Annotated in this window: 25 protein-coding genes; 17 read left to right on the plus strand and 8 right to left on the minus strand. The window is 70.5% G+C overall.

Going from position 1 to position 25,159, the window contains the following annotated elements; genetic code table 11:
* The first annotated feature begins 26 nt into the window (after nucleotides 1-26).
* The 5 genes from Pka01_RS37800 (at nucleotide 27) to Pka01_RS37820 (ending at nucleotide 5,706) form a co-directional block, all read left to right on the plus strand.
* Nucleotides 27-1,310: an MFS transporter gene (locus Pka01_RS37800; RefSeq protein ID WP_239116115.1), complete on the plus strand. Its 1,284-nt coding sequence runs from the start codon at nucleotides 27-29 to the stop codon at nucleotides 1,308-1,310.
* Nucleotides 1,307-2,365: a TolB family protein gene (locus Pka01_RS37805; RefSeq protein ID WP_203887809.1), complete on the plus strand. Its 1,059-nt coding sequence runs from the start codon at nucleotides 1,307-1,309 to the stop codon at nucleotides 2,363-2,365. Before Pka01_RS37800 ends, Pka01_RS37805 begins: the two co-directional genes overlap by 4 nt.
* Nucleotides 2,366-2,578: 213 nt before the next feature.
* Entirely contained in the window at nucleotides 2,579-4,660 is a 2,082-nt protein-coding gene (locus tag Pka01_RS37810; protein ID WP_203887810.1) for an acyltransferase family protein, read from the plus strand.
* A gap of 114 nt (nucleotides 4,661-4,774) precedes the next feature.
* Nucleotides 4,775-5,068, plus strand: coding sequence for a hypothetical protein (locus Pka01_RS37815; RefSeq protein WP_203887811.1), 294 nt, complete (start codon nucleotides 4,775-4,777; stop codon nucleotides 5,066-5,068).
* Nucleotides 5,069-5,241: 173 nt separating this feature from the next.
* Entirely contained in the window at nucleotides 5,242-5,706 is a 465-nt protein-coding gene (locus tag Pka01_RS37820; protein WP_203887812.1) for a nuclear transport factor 2 family protein, read from the plus strand.
* A 44-nt stretch (nucleotides 5,707-5,750) separates the two neighbouring features.
* On the opposite strand, the gene Pka01_RS37825 is transcribed toward Pka01_RS37820, so the two are convergent.
* Nucleotides 5,751-6,569: an MBL fold metallo-hydrolase gene (locus Pka01_RS37825; protein ID WP_203887813.1), complete on the minus strand. Its 819-nt coding sequence runs from the start codon at nucleotides 6,567-6,569 to the stop codon at nucleotides 5,751-5,753.
* Between the two features lie 199 nt (nucleotides 6,570-6,768).
* Between Pka01_RS37825 and Pka01_RS37830 the strand changes: the two genes are divergently transcribed.
* The 3 genes from Pka01_RS37830 to Pka01_RS37840 all read left to right on the plus strand — a co-directional run bounded on the left by Pka01_RS37830 (nucleotide 6,769) and on the right by Pka01_RS37840 (nucleotide 10,110).
* Nucleotides 6,769-7,476, plus strand: a complete 708-nt coding sequence (locus Pka01_RS37830; RefSeq protein ID WP_203887814.1) for a hypothetical protein — start codon at nucleotides 6,769-6,771, stop codon at nucleotides 7,474-7,476.
* A gap of 148 nt (nucleotides 7,477-7,624) precedes the next feature.
* Nucleotides 7,625-7,831, plus strand: a complete 207-nt coding sequence (locus Pka01_RS37835) for a hypothetical protein (RefSeq protein ID WP_203887815.1) — start codon at nucleotides 7,625-7,627, stop codon at nucleotides 7,829-7,831.
* A gap of 62 nt (nucleotides 7,832-7,893) precedes the next feature.
* Entirely contained in the window at nucleotides 7,894-10,110 is a 2,217-nt protein-coding gene (locus Pka01_RS37840; protein ID WP_203887816.1) for a S8 family serine peptidase, read from the plus strand.
* A gap of 44 nt (nucleotides 10,111-10,154) precedes the next feature.
* Here the strand turns inward: Pka01_RS37840 and Pka01_RS37845 are convergent, their stop codons facing one another.
* Entirely contained in the window at nucleotides 10,155-10,427 is a 273-nt protein-coding gene (locus tag Pka01_RS37845) for a DUF1876 domain-containing protein (protein WP_203887817.1), read from the minus strand.
* Between the two features lie 112 nt (nucleotides 10,428-10,539).
* Between Pka01_RS37845 and Pka01_RS37850 the strand changes: the two genes are divergently transcribed.
* Complete coding sequence (locus Pka01_RS37850) at nucleotides 10,540-11,385, plus strand: universal stress protein (protein ID WP_203887818.1); 846 nt, start codon at nucleotides 10,540-10,542, stop codon at nucleotides 11,383-11,385.
* A 6-nt stretch (nucleotides 11,386-11,391) separates the two neighbouring features.
* On the opposite strand, the gene Pka01_RS37855 is transcribed toward Pka01_RS37850, so the two are convergent.
* From Pka01_RS37855 to Pka01_RS41050, 4 genes are all read right to left on the minus strand, one after another.
* Complete coding sequence (locus tag Pka01_RS37855) at nucleotides 11,392-12,063, minus strand: CBS domain-containing protein (protein WP_239116117.1); 672 nt, start codon at nucleotides 12,061-12,063, stop codon at nucleotides 11,392-11,394.
* Between the two features lie 168 nt (nucleotides 12,064-12,231).
* Nucleotides 12,232-12,675: a pyridoxamine 5'-phosphate oxidase family protein gene (locus Pka01_RS37860; RefSeq protein WP_203887820.1), complete on the minus strand. Its 444-nt coding sequence runs from the start codon at nucleotides 12,673-12,675 to the stop codon at nucleotides 12,232-12,234.
* Between the two features lie 53 nt (nucleotides 12,676-12,728).
* On the minus strand, nucleotides 12,729-13,331 hold the full coding sequence (locus Pka01_RS37865) for a nucleoside/nucleotide kinase family protein (protein ID WP_239116119.1): 603 nt from the start codon (nucleotides 13,329-13,331) through the stop codon (nucleotides 12,729-12,731).
* Nucleotides 13,274-13,582, minus strand: coding sequence for a hypothetical protein (locus tag Pka01_RS41050; RefSeq protein ID WP_239116121.1), 309 nt, complete (start codon nucleotides 13,580-13,582; stop codon nucleotides 13,274-13,276). Before Pka01_RS41050 ends, Pka01_RS37865 begins: the two co-directional genes overlap by 58 nt.
* Nucleotides 13,583-13,746: 164 nt before the next feature.
* Here Pka01_RS41050 and ppgK point away from each other — a divergent pair, with 164 nt between their 5' ends.
* Nucleotides 13,747-14,481 (plus strand): polyphosphate--glucose phosphotransferase, encoded by a 735-nt coding sequence (gene ppgK / locus Pka01_RS37875; protein ID WP_203887821.1) that lies wholly within the window; start codon nucleotides 13,747-13,749, stop codon nucleotides 14,479-14,481.
* Between the two features lie 166 nt (nucleotides 14,482-14,647).
* Nucleotides 14,648-15,262, plus strand: coding sequence for a winged helix-turn-helix domain-containing protein (locus tag Pka01_RS37880; RefSeq protein ID WP_203887822.1), 615 nt, complete (start codon nucleotides 14,648-14,650; stop codon nucleotides 15,260-15,262).
* Between the two features lie 19 nt (nucleotides 15,263-15,281).
* On the opposite strand, the gene Pka01_RS37885 is transcribed toward Pka01_RS37880, so the two are convergent.
* The gene (locus Pka01_RS37885) at nucleotides 15,282-15,692 is read right to left on the minus strand and encodes a DUF2000 domain-containing protein (RefSeq protein WP_203887823.1); all 411 of its coding nucleotides are present in this window, start codon (nucleotides 15,690-15,692) and stop codon (nucleotides 15,282-15,284) included.
* Between the two features lie 101 nt (nucleotides 15,693-15,793).
* Between Pka01_RS37885 and Pka01_RS37890 the strand changes: the two genes are divergently transcribed.
* From Pka01_RS37890 to Pka01_RS37910, 5 genes are all read left to right on the plus strand, one after another.
* Nucleotides 15,794-16,618 carry an AraC family transcriptional regulator gene (locus tag Pka01_RS37890; RefSeq protein ID WP_239116122.1) on the plus strand — a complete coding sequence of 275 codons (825 nt, stop codon included), beginning with the start codon at nucleotides 15,794-15,796 and terminating at the stop codon, nucleotides 16,616-16,618.
* Between the two features lie 164 nt (nucleotides 16,619-16,782).
* On the plus strand, nucleotides 16,783-20,676 hold the full coding sequence (gene hrpA, locus Pka01_RS37895; protein WP_203887824.1) for an ATP-dependent RNA helicase HrpA: 3,894 nt from the start codon (nucleotides 16,783-16,785) through the stop codon (nucleotides 20,674-20,676).
* 69 nt (nucleotides 20,677-20,745) lie between these two features.
* On the plus strand, nucleotides 20,746-21,447 hold the full coding sequence (locus tag Pka01_RS37900) for a hypothetical protein (protein ID WP_203887825.1): 702 nt from the start codon (nucleotides 20,746-20,748) through the stop codon (nucleotides 21,445-21,447).
* A 168-nt stretch (nucleotides 21,448-21,615) separates the two neighbouring features.
* A complete protein-coding gene (locus tag Pka01_RS37905; protein WP_203887826.1) occupies nucleotides 21,616-22,422 on the plus strand; it encodes a class I SAM-dependent methyltransferase in 807 nt (268 codons plus the stop codon).
* 407 nt (nucleotides 22,423-22,829) lie between these two features.
* Nucleotides 22,830-23,561, plus strand: a complete 732-nt coding sequence (locus tag Pka01_RS37910; protein ID WP_203887827.1) for a trypsin-like peptidase domain-containing protein — start codon at nucleotides 22,830-22,832, stop codon at nucleotides 23,559-23,561.
* A 253-nt stretch (nucleotides 23,562-23,814) separates the two neighbouring features.
* Here the strand turns inward: Pka01_RS37910 and Pka01_RS37915 are convergent, their stop codons facing one another.
* Nucleotides 23,815-24,561, minus strand: coding sequence for a hypothetical protein (locus Pka01_RS37915; protein ID WP_203887828.1), 747 nt, complete (start codon nucleotides 24,559-24,561; stop codon nucleotides 23,815-23,817).
* A 284-nt stretch (nucleotides 24,562-24,845) separates the two neighbouring features.
* On the opposite strand from Pka01_RS37915, the gene Pka01_RS37920 reads away from it, so the two are divergent.
* Nucleotides 24,846-25,159, plus strand: a 314-nt coding sequence (locus tag Pka01_RS37920) for a hypothetical protein (RefSeq protein ID WP_203887829.1), incomplete at its 3' end; no start/stop codon positions are given.

Raw genomic sequence — 25,159 nt, forward strand, 5'->3', positions numbered from 1 at the left:
CCCAACTCGGGAAGGTGTGCACGCCCGTGTACCTGTCCACGATCGGCCGGCGGCGGCCGACCGCGCCCGGCGGCGGGATCGGCCGCCGCCGATGGACGGCCATCGGCGCCAACGTGTTCGCGCTCGGCACCGTCAGCCTCGTCACCGACATCTCCTCGGAGATGGTCACCGCGATCCTGCCCGTCTACCTCGTCGTCGGCCTGCAGTTCAGCCCCGCCGCCTACGGTGTCGTCGACGGGGCCTACACGGGCGCGACGGTGTTGTTGCGGCTCGTCGGCGGATACCTGGCCGACCGGGTGCGACGGCGCAAGGCCGTCGCGGGCCTCGGATACGGCCTGTCCGCGGTCGCGAAGCTCGGCCTGATCGCGGCGGGCGGATCGGCCACCGCCATCGGCCTGGTGATCGCCGCGGACCGCGCAGGCAAGGGGCTGCGCACCGCTCCGCGTGACGCGCTGATCACGCTGTCCGCTCCGCCTGACCAACTGGGCAGGGCGTTCGGCGTGCACCGGACGATGGACAGTGTGGGGGCGTTCCTCGGCCCCCTGGTCGCGCTCGCCGTACTCGCCATGGCCGGGCAGCGGTACGACGCCGTGTTCGTCACCAGCTTCTGCGTCGCCGCGTTCGCCGTGGTGGTCCTGGCGCTGTTCGTGCGTGACCACAGAGGGCCGGCCGCCGCCCCGCAGCCGTCCGGGCCGGCGGTGTCGGTACGGCAGGCGGCCGGCCTGCTGCGCATCTCCGGTGTCCGCAGGCTCCTCGCCGCGGCGTGCCTGCTCGGTCTGGCCACGGTCGGAGACGGCTTCGTCTACCTGCTGCTCCAGCGCAGGGAGGACCTGTCGCTCGGCTGGTTCCCCCTGCTCGCCGTGGGGACGAGCCTGGCCTACCTGCTGCTCGCCGCCCCGCTGGGCGTCCTGGCCGACCGCGTGGGCCGGCTCCCCGTGACGCTCTGCGGCTACGGCGCCATGATCCTGGTGTACCTGGCGCTGCTCGGACCGGTCGGCGGGCCGGTGCTCGTCGTCGCCGTGCTCGGTCTCTACGGACTCTTCTACGCCGCCACCGACGGCGTCCTGATGGCCCTCGCGGCGCCCCTGCTGCCCGAACGGCTGCGCACGACCGGGCTGGCGCTCGTGCAGACCGGCCAGGCCCTCGCCTACCTGGGGTCGTCCGTCGGCTTCGGCCTGGCCTGGCAGCTGTGGGGGACCGGCGTCGCGTGCCTGCTCGCCGTACTCGCCGTGGGGATCGCCGTCGCGGCGACGGCGATTCTGCTGTCCGGGCACGCCCGGCGCCCGATCGGAACGGAGGCGACGTCATGAGTGAGCCGAGCGAGCCCCAAGGCGCCGGTGCGGCAGGCGGGGGCGGCGGGCTGAGCCTGCGCTCGAGACTGTCGATCGCGTCCGCCGTCGCCGTCCTCCTGGCGGCGGTGGCGATCGTCTCCATCGTCCTCGCCCCGTCCGGCACGCCCGCGGCCGCCGGACCGCGATCCCCGGGACGTGAAGCCGGCGGTCCCGGCCTCACCCGTGCGGACGGCCCCCAGTTGCGGATGCTCGACAACGGGATGCTGGCCGCCGTCCCGCTCGGCGATCCCGGCGGACCCCGGACCGTCACCTCGCAGCGCTGCGACCGCGCGTACGCCGCGGCGGGCACGGTGGCCTGCCTCCGGCCGGCGAGCGCCCTCGGGGCCACCCGGCTGTCCGTGCTCGACGACGGCATGCGCGAGCTGCGGTCGATCGAGCTGACCGGCTTCCCCAACCGTCTGCGCGTGTCCGACAGCGGACGGATGATCGCCTGGACGTTGTTCGTCAGCGGCGACTCCTACGCGGGCGGGGAGTTCTCCACGCGGGCCGGGATCCTCGACACCCGCACCGGCCGGCTGGCCACCTCGGTGGAGGAGTTCGCGGCCGTCGTCGACGGCCGGCCGTACCGGGCGGCGGACCTCAACGTGTGGGGCGTCACCTTCACCCGCGACGACAACCGGTTCTACGCCACCGTGGCGACGGCCGGGCACCGTTACCTGGCCGAGGGCGACTTCGCGGCGCGGACGCTCAGGACCCTGGCGGACGGCGTCGAGTGCCCCTCGCTCTCGCCGGACGGCACCCGGGTCGCGTTCAAGTCGGCCGTCGGAGGCGACCCGGCCAGGGGATGGCGGCTGTCGGTCCTCGACCTGGCGAGCAAGAGGGTGACCGCGACGGGAGAGACCCGCAGTGTGGACGACCAGGCGATCTGGCTCGACGATCGCACCGTCGCCTACGGGCTGCAGCGCAGCGACGGAGTCAACGACGTGTGGGCCGTGCCCGCCGACGGGACGGGGACGCCGCGGCTGCTGGTCCCCGGCGCCAACTCCCCGTCGATCGACCTGCCTGGAGCGTGAGCGACGACAGCCCATGCGATCAATCACCGTCTGAGCGCTATGCTGCCGCTCGGCATGCGTTGAGCACATATGTAGCAATAGGTGCTTGGACCGCTCCCATCTCACTATCAACAGGTGATTGCACTGAGTGCATCCGATGCGGCGCCGGGTCGGGCGCCCGGCTTCGGCAGCCCGGTGGTTCCACAGGGAAACGTCCTCGTGGACGGGCCGGTCATGACATCCCCCGCTGTGCCGGCTGGGCACGCGGCTGAAGGGGAACCGCGGTCGAGCCGGTTCCGAGGCGACATCGAAGGTCTCCGTGCGGTCGCCGTCGGGCTGGTGTTGCTCTACCACGCCGGTCTGCCGTTCATCCACGGCGGATTCGTCGGGGTCGACGTGTTCTTCGTCATCTCGGGATTCCTGATCACCACCCAGCTCCTGTCCGAGGTGGACCGGACGGGCACCGTCTCACTCGTACGGTTCTACGCCCGGCGAGCCAAGCGGTTGTTGCCGGCCGCCGGGGTCGTTCTGGTGGTCACCGCTCTGCTGACGTGGTGGTTCATCCCGGACACCCGGTGGAAGGAGATCGGCGGCGACATCGCCGGCTCGGCGCTGTATGTGGTGAACTGGCGCCTGGCGGCACGTTCGGTGGACTACCTGGCGGAGGACGCCCAGCCTTCTCCCGTTCAGCACTTCTGGTCGCTGGCGGTGGAGGAGCAGTACTACCTGGTGTGGCCGTTGCTGATCCTCCTCGCGGTCCTCGCGGCGAAGATGATCAAAAACCGGACACGGCCCGCGTTGTGGACCGGACTGCTCCTGGTGATGGTTCCGTCCTTCGCCTGGTCGCTGATCGAGACGGCGCAGACTCCGGCGAGCGCCTTCTTCGTCACGACCACGCGGATGTGGGAACTCGGCGTCGGTGCGGCCGTGGCTCTCGCCGCGGGCGCCTGCGCACGCCTGCCCCGGATGGCGGCCGTCGTCTTCGGATGGGCCGGGCTGGCGGCGATCGCGGTGTCGGGGTTGTTCTACACCGAGGACATCGCGTGGCCGGGATACGCCGCCGCGTTGCCTGTGATCGGTGCCGCCGCCGTCATCGCGGCCGGGTTCGCGGTCACCAGGGGCGGGCCCGCGTCGCTGCTCGGCGTGAGACCGATGCGGTGGATCGGCGGCCTGTCGTACTCGTTGTATCTGTGGCACTGGCCGCTGATCGTGGTCTCGACCGTCTATTTCGACGGATTGTCCTCCTACGAGGGTCTCGCCGTGGTTGCCGTGTCGGTCGTGCCGGCGTGGCTGACCTACCGCACGGTCGAAAGCGGCTTCCGGCATTCCGCGGCGGTCTCGCGATCCACGAGGCTCGCCCTGAGCCTGGGGGCCAACTTCACCCTCATCGGCGTGGCCGCGGGGATCGTCCTGGTGCTCCTCGTCCCAGCGGTCGAGGCGCCCGGCGCGAAGACCGCGCTCGGCGCCGCGGCGCTGCGCGACGACCCGCGAGGAGATCCCGCCGGGGCCGTCGTGGACCGGGTCGACTGGATGACGCCGGATCCCGCCCGGGCCACGGCCGACCTTCCGCCGACGTATGCGGACAAGTGTCATCAGCAGACCGGCAAGTCGGAGGTGATCACCTGCCGGTACGGCGATCCCAAGGGCCGGATCACCGTGGCGGTCGTCGGCGACTCCAAGATCTCCCAGTGGGTGTCCGCCCTGCAGCCGCTCGCCGAGCAGAACGGCTGGCAGCTGGTGACCTACCTCAAGTCCGCGTGCAGCTTCTCCACGGCCGTCATCGAGACCGACGGTCCGGCCTGCCGCGCCTGGGGGGCCAATGTCCTCAAACGGCTTCAGGCCGACCCGCCGGACTGGGTGGTCACCTCGCAGGTCGGCACACAGGCGCGTGACGCCGACGGGAAGTACACCGAGGCGGCCATGGTCGCCGGGCTCCGGGACGTTTGGGGTCGCGTGCGGGCCATGGGCTCCAAGGTCATTGTCATCGCCAACAATCCCCATCCCGGGCAGAACGTGTACGAGTGCGTGGCCAAGAACCCCGACAAACTGTCCGCCTGTTCGTTCGACCGCAAGGCGTACGACAGCAGTTCGGCCGTCACGCAGCACACCGCGGCCAAGGGTATGAAGGGCGTCGAGGTCGTCGATCTCTTCGACGCCATCTGCCCGGCCGAACGCTGCCCCGCCGTGATCGGCAACGTGCTCATGTACCGCCAGGGCTCGCACCTCACCGGCACCTACATCAGATCGATGACCCCACGGCTCGCCAAGGCTCTGACCAAGGCACATCTGCGCGCCACGTACCAGAAGGAGGGGTGACCCGGGAGGGGCCGCGCGTGACGCGCTCAGGGAGCGCGTCACGCCCTCAGGAAACCCTTCGAACAGGTCCGGCGGAGCATTGCACGGCCCGATCAGCGGGCGTACCTTCCAGCCATGGACGTCATCCATCAGGAACGTGTGGCGTGGGAAGGCGCACGCGCCTTCGTTGCCGCGTCCGGCGCTGACGCCTACTGGTGGCTCAGCGAGATGATCGAGTCGGACCTCGGCCGCACCTACCAGGTCTGCCTCGCCGCGACGCGGGCGCGCCTTGAGCGCGAAGAGGCGTCGCTCGCCGAGATCGGTGCGTGGCGGGTGCGACTGGAGGACCTGCTCCGGGTCCGTCCCGACGTGCAGCCGGCCCTGTCCCGGCTGGTCGCAGAGACCTCCGCCCGGCTGGGCCCCCACTGACGGCCGAAGGGCGGCCCTTGGCGGAAACCTTGCGGGTCACTGAGCGGGCACGGCCGGGATGCACGGCCGCCGGACGATACGTTGGCCGGTGAACGGGCGTTTTGTCCGTCACCCGTACCGGGCGTGGCCGCCTGCCGCGCGCGCGGTCGTCCCGAGCGCACCCAGGAGCACGCATGACTCGCCCTCCGGTCCCTCCCTTCACCCATGAGACGGCCGTCGAGAAGGTCCGCCTGGCGGAGGACGCCTGGAACTCGCGCGATCCGGAGAAGGTGGCGCTCGGCTACACGACGGACAGTCGCTGGCGGAACCGCTCCGAGTTCCTCACCGGCCGAGATGAGATCGTCGCGTTCCTGAGCCGCAAGTGGTCCAGGGAGATCGAGTACCGGCTGATCAAGGAGTTGTGGGCCTTCGGCGGCAACCGCATCGCCGTGCGGTTCGCCTACGAGTGCCACGACGACAGCGGCAACTGGTTCCGCTCCTACGGCAACGAGAACTGGGAGTTCGACGAACTGGGCCTCATGCGCGTACGGCTGGCCAGCATCAACGACCTGCCCATCGAGGAGTCCGAGCGCGCCTGTCACTGGCCTCTCGGCCGCCGGCCAGACGACCATCCCGGGCTGTCCGACCTGGGCTTCTGACCTGAGCTCTGACCTGGGTCCTGCCGGGGCCTCCGATCGGCCGGTCACTCGGGCGGGGCGTCGTCCAGGGCGAAGTCGAGATAGCGCTCCGCCGACCGGCGGACGGCCTCCGAGCCGTCCGTCCGCACCACGTGCCGCCACCACGCGCCGTAGACCTGGTCGAACGGGTACCGCTCCAGCAGCGACAGGGCCCGGCGCACCGTGCGTGGCCGCTCCGGGATGAGGTTCGGGTAGCTGTACATGAAGCCCACCCAGCGGCGGTCCTTGACGACCTGCAGGATGTCGCCGGAGAACAGCGCACCCACGCTTCCCGGGGCGTCGCGCCAGTGCAGCACCTGCCCGCCCGCGAAGTGGACGCCCGCGTTGACGAGGGTGAGGCCCTCGCCGATCTCGTGGGTGTCGCCCTCCCAGAAGACGACCGAGTCGTCGGGGCGCGCAACCCATTCGCGGTCGAGCGCGTGGATGTAGACAGGTGCGCCGAAGGCGTGGGCCCAGTCGACCATCGTGCCGTAGTAGTGCGGGTGGCTGATCGCGATCGCGCTGACCCCGCCGAGGTCGCGCACCTGCCGGATGACGTCGTCGTCGAGGTGGGTCACCATGTCCCACAAAACGTTTCCGGCAGGCGTCCGGACGAGCAGCGCCCGCTGGCCGATCCCGGTGGCCGGTTCCGTTCCGATGCCGACGACGCCCGGGCCCTCCTCCTCGATTCGCGCGCGATGACCCGCTCGGCGCAACTCGTCGAGGGAGGTCCATCGCTGGCCGTCCCAGCCGACGTACTGCCGCTCGTCCTCGCAGATCGGGCAGTCCTCGCGGGGAGCGGCGTACTGAACGCCGCAGGTCAGGCAGATGGGCAGGTCGTTCATCGGCGCTCTCTCCTCATGGTGACGCTGAGTGACCGGCGGCGCTTCCCGTGATCTCGGCTTGGCCTCGGCGAGGCCCGCCAAAGCTGATCAAATCAGGCTTAGTCATATCATTACGCACTTCGCATTGCGTGTCTGAATTGTCACGTTATGTAATCGCATGGGCGATGAGTCAGACCTACCTGGCTCGAAGGAGAACACTATGACGTTCACGACGATGAACCCGACGTCCATGGCCATGCCGCTGGGATTCGGATCCCAGCAGTTCTCTCCTCAGCACTTCAACCAGATGTCCCCGGCATCCTCGATCCACGCGCCGCATCTGCAGGCGCTTCAGCAGCTCCAGGTCCTGCAGCAGGTACAGGCCCTCCAGCAGGCACACGCCCAGGCTCAGGCCCTCCAGCAGGCTCAGGTTCAGGCTCAGGCCCTGCAGCAGGCCCAGGCTCTGCAGCAGATGTCGCCCCTCGGGGCGATGGTGCCGCAGGACCAGCAGATCCTGCCTCAGGAGCACGTTCTGAGCCCCGCCACCTTCTGGAACAAGGTCGCTCACATCGGCGCCCGGCACGGCGCCGCGGTCGTCAGGCAGATCCTCGACGGCATCCAGGTCCAGCAGGTGGCCGCTCAGCAGGCGGCCTTCCAGCAGCTCGGCCAGATGTCGCCATTCCAGCAGGCCGCCCAGCAGCAGGCGGTCCAGCAGGCGGTCCAGCAGGCCGCTCAGCAGGCGGCCTTGGCGTTCGGCCAGGTCCAGCCGTTCCAGCAGCAGCCGGGCCAGGCCGTCCCGCACCACCTGCAGCAGCAGATGCCGGTGGCGTTCGGCCAGGCGCAGCACCAGCTGCAGCCTCTGGGGTTCGGCCAGGTCGGCCAGATGTCCCAGCAGCAGGTACCGGTGGCCGCCGGCTCCGGGTTCTGAGCGGGAGGACACGAAGGTGGACTCGATCGGTGAGGGGCCGCTTCGGCCCGGCGCCGGCTCGGGTGGCACGGGTGCGGCCTCGGGCCCGGCGATGACGCCGGGTCCGGGGTCGCCCGGACCATCCGGCCTCCTGCAGGTGCATTGCGCCATGAGCCTGCAGCAGCTCTACGGCTGGTTGCAGACGACCGTTCCGCAGGCGCCGCAGGTCGCCGGGGTCGTCCCCCTGGTCGTGCGCGCGGTGCAGCTCTACCGCACCGGGGAGCACGAGGCGTGCGTGGCGCAGATCCAGTCGGTGCTCGACAGCATCAACGCCGGTCACTGGTCCGCCGCTCCGGTGACCCGGCCGATCGCCTGACCTCGGCCGAGCCGTGGAGTGCGGCCAGTAGACCAGCCTGAGCTGGGGAAAGTCGGGACGCAGTGACCAGTGACGACAAGCCCAAGAACGGAAGCGGGCAGTCGCGCCCGACGGGTGCGAACCGGTCGCGGCAGACGTCGCGGCAGGGCCCCCAGCCGGTGCTGCCGCGCCCGCTGCGGTACATGGTCGCGCTGCCGCCGCCCCAGGCCCGCTCACAGGAGGGAGCGGGCCCGGTTCCCGACGCCGACGGGCTGCTGCGGCTGCTCGAGGGCGATCCCGACGTGGGCGTGCGCCGACGGCTTCCGGCGAGGTCAGGCGAGCCGGGCGCGGCGGGCCGGTCCTTTCCCTCCGTCGTGGTCGCCGACATGACCGCCGAGCACGCGGACGAACTGCGGCGGCGGTTTCCCGAGCTGCACATCGAACGCGACCGGCTGCTGACCTACAGCGAGGTGCCGGTGCCGCCCCGCAGGAGGAGGCCGGCGCCGGCCGCGCCGCCTCTGGGGATCGAGAGCACCTTCGCCTTCCTGGTGCGCGACTCCGCGGGCGCGCCGGTGCCGGGCGCCGTCGTCGTGCTGAGCGGATCCGGCCTGCCCGCGCAGGCGGTGACCGGCCCGGACGGCCGCGCCACGGTCACGATGGCGGGTGAGACGGCTGAGTCGATCGTCAGCGTGCTCGTCGCCCCGCGATCGGGCCACTGGAGCGTGTACGTGGAGCGGCCGGCCCTGTCGTCGAGCCGCGAGAACCTGATCGAGCCTGCGATGTTGTCCGAAGGCGTCGAGGGACTCCCCGGACGGCAGATCTTCGGCTGGGGACAGACGGCGATGGATCTCGACCGCCTCCCGCGCGCTCTCAGGGGCGCGGGGGTCAAGATCGCGATTATCGACTCCGGGGCCGCGACCGAGCATCCCGATCTCCTCGGTCAGGTGACGTGCGGAATCGATCTGGCGGGCGGGAAGCCGGACGGCTGGACGGACGACGGCGCCCATCACGGCTCCCACTGCGCCGGGATCATCGCGGGCGGGGACGACGGCCGGGGGATCGTGGGATTCGCCGCCGAGGCCGAGGTCCACGCCTGCAAGATCTTCCCCGGCGGCCGGTTCAGCGACCTCATCGAGGCGCTCGACTACTGCATCGACCAGCGGATCGACGTGGTGAATCTCAGCCTCGGCAGCCGCCATCCCTCGCGGCTCGTCGCCGCGAAGATCGACGAGGCGCGCCGGGCGGGGGTGGCGTGCGTCGTCGCCGCCGGCAGTGACGGCGGCTCCGTGTGCTTCCCCGGAACCCTGCCGACCGTGCTGACGGTGGCCGCGATCGGGAGAGTGGGGACGTTCCCCGACGGCACCGGACACGCGGCCGAGGTCAGGGGACCGGTGACGGGGGAGGGCTACTTCTCGCCCCTGTTCACCTGCCGCGGACCCGAGGTGGACGTGTGCGCACCCGGCGTCGCCGTGACATCGTGCGTCCCTCCGGGGGCCTACGCGGCCTGGGACGGCACGTCCATGGCCGCGCCGCACGTCACCGGGCTGGCCGCGCTCGTGCTCGCCCACCACGACGACTTCCGGTACGCGTACGTCCGGCGGGACGCCCGCCGCGTCGATCGGCTCTTCCACGTCATCAGGTCCAGCTGCCAGGCGCTCGACCTGGGTGATCCGTACCGGACGGGGGCCGGCCTGCCGAATGTGCTGCGGGCTCTGGGCCCGGCGCTCACCCAGGTGACGCCGCAGCCGGAGGAGGTGCGGCGGTGGTCGGGCGAACTGACCGCCGAGATGGTCCTCGCCGGGCTGACCGCGCCCGGCCGGAATCCGGTGGGCCCGAACCAGGTGGGCCCGAACCAGGCGGGCGAAGTTCAGGACGGCGGGACCGGGCAGCCCCTGGCGGCCGGTGCCGGTGCCGCGCCTGGTACCGCGCCGATGAACGGCTACGCCTCGCAGGACGGCCATGCCTCACCGGACGGCTACGCGCCGCCGGACGGCATGGCCGTCATGAACGGCCCCCTGCAGATGGACGGGATCATGCCCGCCAACGGCCTCACCACCGCCGACCGGCCCGGGCATGCTCCCGGCGGCCCGGCGGTCCCGAGCGGCCTGGCGGCCTCGAACGGCTCGGATCCGGCGGGGGTGAGCGCCACGACGGGGACGCCGTGCGACGGCGTTCCCGGCGGATCCGCGGCGCCGGGGGGTGGCGCACCGGACGGGCAGGCCGCGCTCGCGTGGCTGACCAGGGAGATGGGCGCAGCCGGACTGATCACCGGCCGGCGGCCCGCCGACCCGCTCCCATGAGCATGCCGCCCATGACTGAACCTGCCGCCCACGACGGGAGGCCGTCAGCGGCGCCCGCGCGACGTCATTCCGGCCATCTGGGCCACGTCCTCGGCTCCGTCGCCGATCAGCTTCGCGGCCAGATCCGACAACGCCCGGCCCACGGCGAGCTCGTCACCGATCTCCGGCACCGGGCGGTCGGTGGGATTGCGACGGGCATGGGCGACGCTCTCGTGCCTGCGTCCCGCGTCGGTGTACAGCACAGCGGTCGCGGTGGTGACGTCGTCGTTCTCGTCCTCCGTCAGGAAGACCTCCACCGTCCATCGCTTGGTTTCCATGGCGAACACCCCCGATTCAGCATCTCTCCGAGGTGGCGGCGGCCGGAAGGGACTTTCGGCCCGGTACGGCCGGGACCTGCGCGGGAACGCCCGGTGAAAGGAAGGAACGCCCATGCCTGATCCGATCATCGTCGGCGCCGACGGCTCGCCCGCGGCGCTGGCAGCAGTGGAATGGGCCGCGGACGACGCCGCCCGTCAGAGGCGCCCGCTGCGCCTGGTGTGCGTCGTCGACCGCTGGGCCTACGGCATCGTGAAGTTCCCCACCACCGCGGGCGATCCGCTGACCATGCACGCCGAGCGGGCGCTGGCCGAGGCCGAGGCGGTGGCGACCAAGCGCCAGCCTGACGTGCCGGTCAGCATCGAGATCATCGAGGGGCTGCCCGCCAAGATCCTGCGTGACAAGGCCAAGGAGGCGGCCGAGATCGTGCTCGGAACCCGGGGCCTGGGCGGGTTCACCGGCATTCTGCTCGGCTCGGTCAGCACCCATGTGGCCGGTCAGGCGCACGGCCCGGTCGTGGTCGTGCGTCCCGGGTGGAAGGACACGTACGGCGAGGTGGTCGTCGGCGTCGACGACTCGGCGGAATGCGAGGCGGCGATCGGCTACGCCGTCGCGCAGGCCGAGGCCCGCGGCAGCACGCTCCGGGCCGTCTACGCGTGGCAGCTGCCGGTCCACGCGCTCGCCCCGGAGATCGGCTACGACATCGACGGGGTGCGCGAGGCCCAGCACCGCGTGGCCGCGGAGAAACTCGCGCCCTGGCGGAGGCGGTCCGACGTGACGATCATGGAGGACGTCCTGTGCGCCCACCCGGTCGACGCGCTGACCGACGCCTCCGAGGCCGCCGACCTGCTCGTGGTGGGCTCGCACGGCCGGGGCGCACTCGGGTCGGTGATGCTGGGATCGGTCAGCAGGGCAGTCCTGCACCACGCCCACTGCCCGGTCGCCGTGGTCCGCCCCTGAGCGTCGTCACCCGCCCTCGGCCGCGTCGTCGCGCTCCCACGTCAGCCGGTCGACCACGTCGACCACGCCGTTGACGCGTTCGGTCATCCGTACGAGCGTCAGGACGTCGCCACGCCGCGGCACCGACCCGCTGAGCGTGACCACCGCGTCTGAGACCGCCACGTGGACGTGCGACGTGTCCGCCCACAGGGCGCTTTCCACGATGTCGTCGCGTATCTCGCGGGCGACCTCCTCGTCGCTCCTGACGATCGTCTTGAGCAGGTCGGTACGGCTGATCACGCCCTCGAGCCGCCCTTCGTCGTCGACCACGGGGATGCGCTTGACGCCGTGCTCGCTCATGAGCCTGGCGGCGCTCACGGCGCTGGTGTGCGGCCTGACCGTGACGGCGGGCGCCGTCATCAACTGCGCCGCGGTCTCGCCCCTGGCCTTCCCCGCGATGCTCCTGGAGGGCGAGCGGACGCGCGCGCGGAGCCGCACGCGCAGGGGAGGACGGTAGCCCTCACCGTAGAACTGCTCCCGGAGCTCCTCCTTGTGGAGCAGGTCGGCCTCCGACACGACGCCGAGCACGTGGCCCTCGCCGTCCACCACCGGCACGACGCTCACGCCGTAGGTGAGCAGCACCTCGGCGACGTCCCTGAACGACGTGCAGCCGTTGACGGACACGGCCTGCCTGGACATGACGTCCCGCACCTTCATGTGCATGATCGGCCCCCCTCGCGGCCGCGACGCGGTCCCCACCTGAATTCCACCGGAGGACGGCGCGACGCACAGGAGGCGGAGGTCCCGTGTCCCAGGGCCGTTCGGCCACTGCGGGGTGCCCCTTCGATCAGGTGTTCCCCTGCGGGATCAGGGATTGGAGTACACGCGCCGAGGGGAGAGCAGGACGGCGGTGCGCCGCTCCTCGGCCATGATCCTGTCGTACTCGTCCCAGTCGTCGTGGGTTCCGCCCGCGGCGCTGAAGATTCGCCGGAGCAGAAGCCGGAGGCCCTCCGCGTCGATCCCGTCGAGCGGGTCGTCGGGCCCGACCAGGTCGGTGCCGCCCTCCGCGGCCGTCCACTGCCAGCCGCTGCGCACCACGATGGTGGCCTGCGGCCTGACGCGCAGGTCAGCCAGCTTGCGGGCGGTGCCCCGCACGACGAACCCGACCACCGAATGGCCGGTGGCCGGATGATCGAGGACCCCCGCGTTGACCACGGAGGAACGGATGCCTCCGTCGGGACGCAGGGTCGAGACCACGCAGAGGCCGTGGTCACCGGAGACGAGGCCGGCGAATTCCGCGAGATCGGTCACCTGAGTGAGCCTAACCCCGCCGTCCGATACTCCACGGCACCACGACTCGCCGGTCAGCCGGTGTCGATGATCAGGTCGGCGCGTGAGCGCACGTCGTCGGCCGCGTAGTACTCGTCCTCCTGGCGGGCCCAGCGCCGCCAGTGCGGGGCGTAGACGTCGCCGTCACGCGCCAGCGCCCGTGCCCTGCGCACGCCAGGGACGGCCTCCAGCCACACCAGGCCGCTGAGGTAGGGCGCGGCCTCGAGGGCGCCGGAACCGACGCCCTCGACGACGAGGACGGCCGGGGACGGGGCCTCATGCCATTCGGCGTACTCGCCCCGATCCCAGTCGTAGCGCCGCCAGCGCGCCGGGGCGCCGGAGGCGAGGGGGCGCAACACCCATTCCAGCAGCGCGTCCTTCCCGGCGGACAGGCCGTCCCAGCCGTCATAGAGGTCGTCCATGCGGATCGTCGCGGCGCCGAGGGCCGCGGCGACGGCGGCGGCGAAGGTGGACTTGCCCGCCCCCGACCGCCCTTCGACGGAGAGGACACGTGTCGTGTGCGCCCGCGGGGGACGGCCGCGCAGCCATGCCGCGACCTCGTCCGCCGCAGGGTCGTGGGCTAGACGCCCGTGCGGGAGGGGGTGCGGATCCCCAGTTCCATGTTCGGGTCCTCCCATTCCTCCGTCCCGCGCTCCTTCATCCCGCGCATCCCGCGCATCCCGCGCTCACCGTCTTCGCGCAGTTCCTCCATGCGAAGGGCCACGCCCATCGCGAAGAACGTCGGCGCCCACTCGCCGACGAACAGACCCCAGCGGTCCGCCCGGTCCACGCCCGCCGGCTCGTACCGCTTCGACAGCACCCACGAGACGGCCGACAGGCCGATGGACGCGATGCCGGCCGTGTACATCATGTGGGAGCGGACGCCCATTCGATGGAGAGTATGGATCATTTTGTCCCCCTCGTGGTGATTCTTCCTTATCTCGCTACCCCGTGCCCCCGGGGCCGACACGCTGAGTGACCACTCCGGCCGCAGGGCGATGCTTATGGCTTCGCTGTGTGGGTAGCGTTGATCGGCGAACTCGGGAGGAAGCGATGGAAGCGCTGGGCATCGATATCGGCGGCTCTGGGATCAAGGGCGCCACCGTGGACACGTCGGCGGGTGAGCTCACGCGGGAGCGGCTGCGCATCCCGACGCCGCAGCCGTCCACACCCGCGGAGGTGGCCGCGGTCGTACGGCAGATCATCGAGCACTTCTCGTGGACGGGGCCCATGGGGGTGACCTTCCCCGGTGTCGTGCTGGACGGCGTCATCAGGACCGCCGCCAACGTCGACCGTTCGTGGATCGGGGTCAAGGGCGAGGAGTTGTTCGGCGCCGGCGTCGCCCTGCTCAACGACGCGGACGCGGCGGGCGTCGCCGAGGTCGCCTTCGGCGCGGGCCGCGGCCGCTCCGGCGTGGTGCTGATGCTGACCTTCGGCACCGGCATCGGCAGCGCCTTGTTCGCCGACGGGCGGCTGGTGCCCAACACGGAGTTCGGCCACGTCGAGATCCGCGGCAAGGAGGCCGAGCACCGCGCCTCGGACCATGTGCGCGAGAAGCACGAGCTGAGCTGGGAGAAGTGGGCCGAGCATGTCCAGGAGTACCTCCTGCACATGCGGGATCTGCTGTGGCCCTCACTGATCGTCATCGGCGGCGGCGTCAGCAAGAAGGCCGACAAGTTCCTGCCGCTGATCGACCTCGGGGACACGCCGATCGTGCCGGCCGTGCTGCGCAACGAGGCCGGGATCATCGGCGCGGCCATGGCGGCTGTCAGCCGGACTAAGCCCTAAATTCCTACTTGAATAACGGGGAATTATGGGCGACGATGCCTTCATGGCTTCATGGCGAGGACCGGCCGAGCGTCGTCACATCGATCCGCCACGCGTCCGCCGCGCCGCCTGTTGATCGCCGGGATCACCCCGTCCGGACATGCTTCAGGCAAGGAGAGGGCACGAGATGTCACACGTGATGGATTCCTTCGCGCGACGGCGCGAGCCCGGTCACGACCCGGCACCCGCCGGCGAGGGGACCGTGCTCGGCGTGCTCCCCATGCCGGGGGTGGACGCCGCGCTCGTGATCGTCGGCTACACGGTCCCGCTGGACGGCGGATCGCCGTCCGTCGAGGGACTCAGGCCGCCGCAGGGTGCCGGCCTGCCGGAGGGGGTGGCGCTGCGGGCCGTTCAGGACCTGGCCTCGTACCGCGCGCCCGCCCCGGTCCCCGCTCACCCCGGCCGCGGCGACCACGCCTCACGCCGTAGCCGGGCGCCCGCGCCGGCGGAGGATCTCGTCGTCGACCGGGCCTCCCGCGCGGTCCGCGTGGACGGCGAGGAGGTCGAGCTCACCTACCGCGAGTTCGAACTGCTCGACTACCTGTGCGCGGCGCCCGGCCGCGTCTTCAACCGGCGGCAGCTGATGGCCGCCATCTGGGACAGGTACGGCGACGAGGGCGCCAGGACCGTCGACGTCCACGTCCTGCGGCTGCGGCGCAAGCTGGGCCCGTACGCCGGGCGGATCGTGACCGTGCGCAACGTCGGCTACAAGTACCAGCCGGCCCGCCCGCAGCGGATCTGAACCGGTGCCGCTGGGCCGGTCACGGGTGCAGCCTGAGGCCCTTGAGCGTCTTGTCGACCGCGTTCCTCGGCCCGTGGACGGCCAGCCCGACCAGGGACATCTCCTCGGCGGTGACCGCCAGGACCGCGGCCCGGTTGGCCACGTCGTCGCCCGTCTCGAACATCTCCTCGATGTAGACGGCCGTGTCCAGTCCGCGCGCCACGGCGCGTTCACGCACGCACGCCAACCCGTCGGCGTCCGCGGCGTACACGAGCACCGGCTGGCGGAACATCGGCAGGTAGGCGGCGCCCGAGGCGTCCTCGTACGGCTCGCCGATCACCTCGGGGACCCCGCCGGCGACGGCGCTCGCCAGGAACGCCGTCACGTTCAGCTTCTGCCACACCTCGAGGTCGCCGCGGACCACGACGCCGATCTTCGTGTCGAAACGCATGGCCCGATGCTGGCCCGCCCCGCCGTGGCGAGTCTTGAACGCTCGTGCGCACCCCGCGGAACGGGCTGGCCGTGCCGCCGGCCTGTACGCACAATGGACCGGTGGCTCAGGACTGGTCCACCTACTGGCGCTCCGCCGACCAGCCGGTGGAGGCGATGCACGCCCACTTCGCCCGGCACGTCTACCACCGGCACAGCCATGAGACCTACTCCTTCGGCGTGACCGAGGAGGGCGCCCAGTCGTTCACCTGCCGGGGCGCAGCCCACACCAGCGCGTCGGGCATGGTCATGGCGTTCAACCCCGACGACCCGCACGACGGGCACGCGGCCGACGAGCTCGGCTTCACCTACCGGATGATCCACGTCGGCCCGGCGCTGATGGCCGGCGTGCTCGCGGACGCCGCGGACCGCCCTTTCGGCCTGCCGCTGTTCTCCCGTCCGGTCGTCGACGACCCCGTGCTCGCCCGGCGCTTGCGGGCGCTCGGCGTCGCGCTGCTCGGGGGCGCCGACCGGCTGCGCCGCGACGAACTGCTCGCCCGCGCGGTCGTCGCCGTCGTCCGGCGCGCGACCGGACGTCCGTGGCGGTCCGCCCGATCCACCTCCCAGGACGTGAGGCGGATCGCGGAACGGGCCCGCGACCACCTCCGCGACGCCGTACCGGCGGACGTGACCGCCGACGACCTGGCCGCGGTCACCGGTCACAGCCGGTTCGCCGTCTATCGCGCCTTCACGTCGGTGTACGGCATGCCGCCCAGCGACTACCAGCGGCAGCTGCGGCTGCGGACGGCCCGCAGGCTGATCGCCCGGGGCCTGCCCCTCGGCGAGGCGGCGACGCTGTCCGGGTTCGCCGACCAGAGCCACCTCACCCGCTGGTTCACCCGTTGCTACGGCATGAGCCCGGGACGGTTCCGGGAAGCCGCGCGCTGATCCGGTCTTTCTCACGTGTCCGGGGCCGCGCTGATCCGGTCTTTCCCGCGTGTCCGGGGCCGCGCTGATCTGGTCTTTCCCGCGTGCTCGGCCCGGCCGCGACGCCACCGGCGGAAAATTGGCTGGCGAAGCGGTCGGGGCGGTTGCCTATCCTTGAGCATGGAATGAACACGCTCGCTGACCTCCAGGGCCGCCTGCCCGGCCTGATGCTGCGCGACCAGCGCAGACTACGCCGCCGTATCGACGGGATGCGCAAGGTTCGTGACGGCACGTCACGCCGGTCCGTCGCCCAGGAGATCGCGGGTGACATCGAGGCCGCGGAATCGAGGGTCGCCGCCCGCCGGGAGGCGGTGCCGTCCCTCAGCTATCCTCCCGAGCTGCCGGTCAGTCAGCGCAAGGACGACCTTCTCGAGGCGATCCGCGACCACCAGGTCGTGATCGTGGCGGGGGAGACGGGCTCGGGCAAGACGACGCAGCTGCCCAAGATCTGCCTGGAGCTGGGCCGCGGCGTGCACGGCCTGATCGGGCACACCCAGCCGCGGCGGATCGCGGCGCGCACGGTCGCCGAGCGCATCGCCGAGGAGCTGTCGATCCCGCTGGGGGAGGCGGTCGGATACAAGGTCCGCTTCACCGACCACTCCAGCGACGGAACCCTCGTCAAGCTGATGACCGACGGCATCCTCCTGGCGGAGATGCAGACCGACCCGCTGCTGCTGCAGTACGACACGCTGATCATCGACGAGGCCCACGAACGCAGCCTCAACATCGACTTCATCCTCGGCTACCTCAAGCAGCTCCTGCCCCGGCGTCCCGACCTCAAGGTCGTCATCACCTCGGCGACCATCGACCCCGAGCGGTTCTCCCGGCACTTCGCCCCGCCCGGGAGCGACGAGGGCGCCCCGATCGTCGAGGTGTCCGGCCGGACCTATCCCGTCGAGGTGCGGTACCGGTCCGTCGAGGAGGACGACGACCAGACCCAGGCCATCGTGCAGGCGGTCGACGAGCTGTGCGCGGAGGGCCCCGGGGACATCCTCGTCTTCCTCAGCGGTGAGCGTGAGATCAGGGACACCGCGGACGCGTTGAAGGGCCGTGACGAGGAGGTCCTCCCGCTGTACGCGCGGTTGTCGGCGGCCGAGCAGCACCGCGTCTTCCAGGCGCACCGGGGCCGCAGGATCGTGCTGGCGACCAACGTCGCGGAGACCTCCCTCACCGTGCCGGGCATCCGGTACGTCATCGATCCCGGCACGGCCCGCATCTCGCGTTACAGCCACCGGCTCAAGGTGCAGCGGTTGCCGATCGAGCCCGTGTCGCAGGCGTCGGCCAACCAGCGCACCGGCCGCTGCGGCCGCACCTCGGACGGCGTCTGCATCCGGCTCTACTCGGAGGAGGACTTCGTCTCGCGGCCTGAGTTCACCGACCCCGAGATCCTCCGTACGAACCTGGCGAGCGTCATCCTGCAGATGACGTCACTGGGACTGGGCGACATCGCGGCGTTCCCCTTCGTCGAGCCGCCCGACGGCCGGCAGATCAGGGACGGCGTCAACCTGCTCCAGGAGCTGGGCGCGCTGGCCGACGGCGGCGGCGGGAAGCTCACCCCGCTCGGCCGCAAGCTCGCCCAGCTCCCCGTGGACCCGCGGCTGGCGCGCATGGTGCTCGAAGCCGAGGGCAACGGCTGCGCGCGCGAAGTGATGATCATCGCCGCGGCGCTGTCGATCCAGGACCCCCGCGAACGGCCGGCGGACAAGCAGCAGGCGGCCGACGAGAAACACCGGCGCTTCGCCGACAAGGAATCCGACTTCCTCACGTACCTGAACCTGTGGAACTACCTGCGTGAGCAGCAGCGGGCCCTGTCGTCGAGCGCGTTCCGCCGGATGTGCAAGGCGGAGTTCCTGAACTACCTGCGTGTCAGGGAGTGGCAGGACATCGACAGCCAGATCAGGCAGGTGGCCAAGACCCTGGGCGTCGTCCCCAACAGCGTCGACGCGGACCCGCAGCGGATCCACCAGGCGCTGCTGAGCGGCCTGCTCTCGCACATCGGCGTCAAGGACCTCGAAGCCAAGCGCAAGCAGGACGGGCCGCGGCGGCCCATCACCGAGTACGTCGGCGCGCGCAACGCCCGGTTCGCCATCTTCCCCGGCTCGTCGCTGGCGAAGGCGCAGCCGCTGTGGGTGATGTCGGCCGAACTCGTCGAGACCTCGCGGCTGTGGGCCCGGGTCAACGCCAAGATCGAGCCGGAGTGGATCGAACCGCTCGCCCAGCACCTGATCAAGCGGACCTACAGCGAGCCGCACTGGGAGAAGGACCAGGCAGCCGTCATGGCCCTGGAGAAGGTCACCCTGTACGGCGTGCCGATCGTCGCGGAGCGCAAGGTCAACTACGGCCGCATCGATCCGGAGCTCAGCCGCGACCTGTTCATCCGCAACGCCCTGGTCGAGGGCGAGTGGCGGACGCATCACAAGTTCTTCCACGACAACCGCAAGCTGCTCCAGGAGGCCGAGCGGCTCGAGGAGAAGGCCAGGCGCCGGGACATCGTCGTCGACGACGAGACGTTGTTCGACTTCTACGACGGCCGCATCCCACCCGAGGTGGTCTCCGGACGGCACTTCGACAGCTGGTGGAAGAAGACCTCGCGCGAAACGCCCGACCTGCTCACGTTCACCCCCGAGATGCTGGTCAACTCCGGCGCGGGCGTCAGCGCCCGTGACTATCCCGACTCGTGGGGGCAGAGCGGGCAGCGGATGCGGCTGACCTACCGGTTCGAGCCGGGCGCCGCGGTCGAGAAGGCGGCGGCCGAGAACATGGCCGACGGCGTCACCGTGCACATCCCCCTCGACGTGCTGAACCAGGTCGACCCGTCGGGCTTCGACTGGCAGATCCCCGGTCTGCGCGAGGAACTGGTCACCGCTCTCATCAGGTCGCTTCCCAAGCAGTTGCGGCGCAACTTCGTCCCCGCCCCCAATTTCGCGAAAGCCGTACTGGAGCGGGCGGAGCCGGGAAGCGAGCCGATCCTGGACACACTGGAGCGGGAGCTGCACCGGATGACCGGCGTGACCATCCCCCGCGACGCGTGGGCCCCCGACCAGGTGCCCGACCATCTGCGGATCACCTACCGGGTGGTCGACGACAGGAAGCGGCCGGTCGCCGAGGACAAGGACCTCGAGGCGCTCAAGCGCAGACTGGCCCCCCGGCTGCGCGCCACGCTGTCGAAGGCGGCCGACGACCTGGAGCGCACGGGCCTGCGGAGCTGGACGATCGGGACGTTGCCGACGGTCTTCGAGCGGGGCAGGCTGCGCGCCTATCCCGCGCTCGCCGACGAGACCGTCAGCGTGGCGGTCCGGATGTTCGAGACCGAGGCCGAGCAGCGCAGGTCCATGTGGGCCGGCACCCGCAGGTTGCTGCTGCTGAACACGGTCAGCCCGGCCAAGGGGATCCTGCGCGGCCTGAACACCGCGGAGAAGCTCGCACTCAGCCGCAGCCCGCACGGCGGCGCGGCCGAACTGTTCGACGACTGCGCCGCCTGCGCGGCCGACAAGCTGATGGCCGAGGCCGGGGGACCCGCCTGGGACCAGGCCGGCTTCGAGCGGCTACACGACCACGTGCGCGCGTCGTTGTACGCCACCACCGTGGAGGTGGTCGCCAGGGTCGAGCGGGTCCTCGCCACCTGGCACACGACGCAGGGCGCGCTGCGCGGCCCGGCCGACGCCGTCGCCGACATCAGGGAGCAGCTCGACGGGCTCATCTATCCGGGCTTCGTCACGGGGACGGGCTACGACCGGCTGCCCGACCTCCACCGGTACCTGCGGGCGGTCGAGCGCCGGCTGGAGAAGCTGCCCGACGACCCGCACCGCGACCGCGAGTGGATGCACCGGGTGCACGACGTCGAGGACGACTACCGCGACCTGCTCGACCGGCTCAAGCCCGCGGAGCGGGACGCCCAGGCCGTACGGGACATCAGGTGGATGATCGAGGAGCTGCGGGTGAGCTTCTTCGCGCAGCAGCTCGGCACGCCCTCTCCCGTCTCGGAGAAGCGCATCCGCAAGGCCATCGACGCGATCTGAGTAGCCCGCCCGGGGTGTCCGGGTTCGGACACGAGCGCCGGTTTCGTGCCGTCCGCCGATAGGGTGATCATGCCTGAGAGGAGCATGACCATGCGGTGGCGCTCTCCTAAGGACGAGTCGGTCGAGGCGTTCATTGCACTCGGACTCCCTCGATCATCGGCGGAGTGGATGGTCGGGCTCATGCGCGGCCAGGTCACCGACACGATGTGCGATCTGCTCCCGGGAGTCGAGCACAGCCCCGCCCCCCAGTCCCTCCTGCTGATGTCGGCCACGCTCACGCCGGTGCTCCCCGGCCTGACCCAGGCGCTGCAACCCGGCGTCGACGACGGCCGGGCCACGTCCGCGGCCCTGTCCTGTGTGCTCATGCCGCCCATGGCGCTCGAACTCGGCTCCCGGGGGAAGCGCCCGGCGGGAGGCGGGCGGCCCGTCCCGTCGGAGCCGCTGGCTCAGACGACGGAGGACTGGCGACAGCACGTCGACGGCGGCTTCAGCGCCGAGAACAACCGGGGAGTGCCGTCGTTTCTCGGTGACCTCCTGCGTCGGACGCTGGGGGACAGGGCGGACCTCCAGTGGGCGGGATGGGCCCTGCTCGCCGCCATGCACGCCATGGACCAGCACGACGACGTCCTGCCGATTCCCGGCAGGACCGCACAGACCCCGGGAGCGCGGGTCGCCGGCATCGCCTTCCAGCTCGGGCGGCTCCTCACGGTCGCCGCGGCCGTGGACCTCCTTCGCGGCCCGGGCGGCGGCGGCCTGCCTTCCGCCCGCTGAGCGGCCTGCGGTGCGCCGGCCCTGAGCGGCCTGGCCGAGGTTCGCTTCGGTACGGCCGTGCCCGATAGGGGCGCCGGGATCAGCGGCGCACTTTCGCCGCGCCCGCTTGGCGCCGTAACCCGAAAATGCAGTGGCCGCGCGGGCTCGGGGTCACATACGTTCGCCTCCATGGTTGACGCGACTTTCGGGCATCCGCGCCTCGCCGCCATCTACGACCCACTCGATCCGGACCGCAGCGACCTCGACGCGTATCTCGCGATGGCGGAGGAGTTCGGCGCGCGGTCCGTGCTGGACATCGGGTGCGGCACGGGCGTGTTCGCGCTGCTGCTCGCCGAGCGCGGGATCACGGTCACCGGGATCGATCCCGCGCGGGCGTCCGTCGACGTCGCGCGTGGCAAGCCGGGCGCGGAGCGGGTGCGCTGGCTCGACGGCGACGCGGGGGACCTGCCGCCCATGCAGATCGACCTGGTGACGATGACCGGGAACGTCGCCCAGGCGATCGCCGATCCGCAGGCATGGCGTACGACGCTGCGCGGCGCGTACGAGGCGCTGCGGCCCGGCGGGCGGCTTGTCTTCGAGACGCGCGATCCGTCGCAGCGCGTGTGGGAGGAGTGGGCGGAGTGGACGCGCGAGACCACGTACCGCATGACCGACATCCCGGGCGTCGGCCATGTCGAGACCTGGGCCGAGCTGACGGACGTGAGCCGGCCGCTGGTGAGCTTCCGGGGTACGCACGTGTTCGCCGCGGACGGGGACGTACTGACCTCGGAATCGACACTTCGCTTCCGCGAACGTACGGAGATCGAGCGGGACTTGCACCACCACGGCTTCGTCGTCGAGGACGTACGCGACGCACCCGACCGGCCGGGCAGGGAGTTCGTGTTCGTGGCGCGGTGCGATACCGCGGAGCCCGTCCCTCCTGGAATGCCCCAGGGAGCGTGCGCACCACACAGCGCCGGGCAGACGGGACTTTGAAGACACTCCCTTAGGCCGCATGCCCGGCCGCCGAGCGGGCGTAGGGCCGCGAGGCGGCGCGGAGCGCCGCCCTTGACCCCCAATAAGCCCAATTCGGCAGTGGTCCACTGATGCTTGGACACGACCTATGCGGGTCGAGTGACCGTGAGTCCCTGCGGATTGCCGACCGTACGGGCACGCAACGGGCACGCCGAACGCTTCACACCTCTGCCCTGCCCGGTTGAACCTTCTGAGACGAGCTGCTTGACCCCGAACCTTCTACAGACGCATCGCGATCGGCCGAGGCGTGACATGACCGTCATCAGACGTCGGTAGCTTGATCGGATGCAATGTCCCGGAGTGCAGGTGACCTCGGCCGGACAACAGGCCTTTCCAGGAGAGAGGCGTCCCAAGAAGAAATGGAGGGCATGACGCGCTGGCTGTGGTTGCCGATCCTTCTCGTCCTCAGCGGGTGCTCGATCACGATGCCCTCCTCGCCGCTGCCAATCCGGGCGTCGACGCCGGCCGATGCGGTCGCACTCCCGCCTGAGATCGTCAGTGAAAAGCAGAGCGTAGTGCGCTTCTCGGGATTAGCGCCGGCTTGCTTCAAATGGATCGAGGGGACGGGTTTCGTATATGCCCCACAGCGGGTGGTTACGGCGGCGCACGTGGTAGCCGGCGTCACCAGATCCTTCAGCGTTACCACCGATGATGGCGAGGCATATCCGGCACGCGTCGTCGCTTTTGATCCCGATGTTGACGTCGCGATTCTGTACGTACCAGATCTGCCCGCGCCTCCGCTACACATCGCTGACGCGCCGCCCGGCGATGCCCACCTGCTCGGCTATTCGAAGGGCACAGAGCGTGAGGTCGTACGGCCGATCAAGATCGAGCGGTATATCGAGGGAGAGAGCTTTGACATCTACGAGAAACGCAAAGTCACCAGGAGCATCCTCGAACTCTCCGGCGCCAACATGAGCCCAGGTCTGAGCGGCGGGCCGCTGATCGTTCCCGGGGGCACGGTCACCGGGATGTTCTTCGCTATGGCGACGGATGCTCCGAACCGCGGGTACGCACTGGCCGCCGAGGAATTCCTCCCTATCACGAACGGCGCGAATGACGCCACGAGGCCGATTTCGACCCAGCAATGTGACAAGTGATCGTCCACCATCGTGCGCCAGCGCGTCTCTCCCCGTGTCCGCCCCGTTTGCCTTGACCCACCGGGGAGCGGCAGCGGGGCCGACGTCGGAGGGATAAGCCCGGCTTGACGTGGCCCTTTGCCTATGCACCGACTTCTTGCTCCGTAAGCACTGGTCATGACCCCTGGGACCTGGCGTTTGTGCTGATGACGCCACATGTTCTGTGCATGGACGTGCGCCGACGGGTGGGGCTAGGAGTCACTCAGTTTGACACTCACTCGGGAGTGCCGATAGCCATGGATTTCGCGCGGTCGCTGACCTGACGAAGCTGGGTTGCGGTAAGGCGCCGCACGTCCCAGATCAGTTCGGCCACGCCGGCAACTGCCGGCTTCGGAACCGAGGCTGCGCCAGGCAGCGCGACGCCGGTCAACGCCGCCAAGTCATCGGCGGGAACATCGAGGACGGCGGAGAAATCGGCCAGAAGCTCAGGGGTCAACTGCGTACGACCGTGGCCCACCCCACCGTAAGTGGCAGCAGACCAGTACCGCCCCGTAACCGCCAGGAACGTCTTGGCCGTGGCTGTCCAGCCCAGATTTCGGTTCCGGGCCATACGCATGAGCAGGGCACCCGGACCCGCTAGGTACTGCTCACGCACCGGCGGTTTGGGAACAGGGTGCGTCCGCTCCTCCTCCGGCAGGGACGCCACGAACTGGCGCAACACGGGCCTTTTCTCCGGCGGCAGGCGGACAACCTCTCGGACCAAGTAGGGAACGCTCCCTCCGGCCGTGGCGTCCACCGGGGCAAGGTCCTCAGGCACGCCGACGCCTGCGATGGCAAAGAGATCTGCCGCATGTAGACCGAGCACGGGCGCGAGCCGCCGAAGCAAAGATGGGCTCGACGCTCCACCATGAAACACTGCCTGCAATTCGGATTCGGGGATAGAGGGCAAGGCAACGAGATCTAGGTGCCTACGAGCCGCCAACCCCTTCAGCACCGCGCCGAAGCCTTCTTCCTCCACCACCCGGCCAGCCTAACCCGGTGATCACACCCGGCCGGCGGGGCTGAACCCCGAGAGAGTCGTAGTAGAGCTCGAACTCTCACCTGCCCCTTCCTCACCTGCGCCGATCGCGTCGAGTATTGCCCTGACCAGGCAATACAGCTCCCAACGTCTTCCGTTGGCTTCCGGCGCTTACGAGCTCGGACGGAACTGGACCGGAATTGGGAGCCGCCAACGCCTGATCCGTCTCTTCCGGTCGTTGTTGCCGCCGCCCCACGCCCGTTATTGCGTAGCCGCAGGCCGGTTCGGTGGCTCTTGCGTATGTTCAGCTCGTCTCGGGGTGGGATCTCGCACTGTCGGCCATCAGCCTCTCCTCCACGTACGGTGGCTTTTTGGAGGGTTATCCCTTCGCCAGATGGAATGACCTGAAATTGTCTGGCCTTGCCGACGAGCTACGTCAGTTGTATCCGTCACTGCCTTGCCATGTCATCGACCCTCCACGGACCTACCCGGACACTGAGCCCGGGGCGTTCGGGCCGATGGAGCTGTTGCCGGCCGTGACGTGTACGGGTGTCTTCCAGGCGTCGCCACTGAGTGAGGACAACGACTCGGTGTTGTACGA

The organism is Planotetraspora kaengkrachanensis (genome assembly GCF_016862895.1).
Taxonomy (GTDB): Bacteria; Actinomycetota; Actinomycetes; order Streptosporangiales; family Streptosporangiaceae; genus Planotetraspora; species Planotetraspora kaengkrachanensis.

Coding starts and splice junctions, on each gene's coding strand:
- Pka01_RS37885 (WP_203887823.1), bottom strand. CDS start 15,692: ATGCGTTTCGACACGAAGATCGGCGTCGTGGTCCGCGGCGACCTCGAG.
- Pka01_RS37820 (WP_203887812.1), top strand. CDS start 5,242: ATGACTCGCCCTCCGGTCCCTCCCTTCACCCATGAGACGGCCGTCGAG.
- Pka01_RS37910 (WP_203887827.1), top strand. CDS start 22,830: ATGACGCGCTGGCTGTGGTTGCCGATCCTTCTCGTCCTCAGCGGGTGC.
- Pka01_RS37815 (WP_203887811.1), top strand. CDS start 4,775: ATGGACGTCATCCATCAGGAACGTGTGGCGTGGGAAGGCGCACGCGCC.
- Pka01_RS37810 (WP_203887810.1), top strand. CDS start 2,579: ATGACATCCCCCGCTGTGCCGGCTGGGCACGCGGCTGAAGGGGAACCG.
- Pka01_RS37805 (WP_203887809.1), top strand. CDS start 1,307: ATGAGTGAGCCGAGCGAGCCCCAAGGCGCCGGTGCGGCAGGCGGGGGC.
- Pka01_RS37850 (WP_203887818.1), top strand. CDS start 10,540: ATGCCTGATCCGATCATCGTCGGCGCCGACGGCTCGCCCGCGGCGCTG.
- Pka01_RS37855 (WP_239116117.1), bottom strand. CDS start 12,063: ATGTCCAGGCAGGCCGTGTCCGTCAACGGCTGCACGTCGTTCAGGGAC.
- Pka01_RS37835 (WP_203887815.1), top strand. CDS start 7,625: ATGAGCCTGCAGCAGCTCTACGGCTGGTTGCAGACGACCGTTCCGCAG.
- hrpA (WP_203887824.1), top strand. CDS start 16,783: ATGAACACGCTCGCTGACCTCCAGGGCCGCCTGCCCGGCCTGATGCTG.
- Pka01_RS37880 (WP_203887822.1), top strand. CDS start 14,648: ATGTCACACGTGATGGATTCCTTCGCGCGACGGCGCGAGCCCGGTCAC.
- Pka01_RS37830 (WP_203887814.1), top strand. CDS start 6,769: ATGACGTTCACGACGATGAACCCGACGTCCATGGCCATGCCGCTGGGA.
- ppgK (WP_203887821.1), top strand. CDS start 13,747: ATGGAAGCGCTGGGCATCGATATCGGCGGCTCTGGGATCAAGGGCGCC.
- Pka01_RS37825 (WP_203887813.1), bottom strand. CDS start 6,569: ATGAACGACCTGCCCATCTGCCTGACCTGCGGCGTTCAGTACGCCGCT.
- Pka01_RS37905 (WP_203887826.1), top strand. CDS start 21,616: ATGGTTGACGCGACTTTCGGGCATCCGCGCCTCGCCGCCATCTACGAC.
- Pka01_RS37865 (WP_239116119.1), bottom strand. CDS start 13,331: ATGGGAGGACCCGAACATGGAACTGGGGATCCGCACCCCCTCCCGCAC.
- Pka01_RS37845 (WP_203887817.1), bottom strand. CDS start 10,427: ATGGAAACCAAGCGATGGACGGTGGAGGTCTTCCTGACGGAGGACGAG.
- Pka01_RS37900 (WP_203887825.1), top strand. CDS start 20,746: ATGCCTGAGAGGAGCATGACCATGCGGTGGCGCTCTCCTAAGGACGAG.
- Pka01_RS41050 (WP_239116121.1), bottom strand. CDS start 13,582: ATGGGCGTCCGCTCCCACATGATGTACACGGCCGGCATCGCGTCCATC.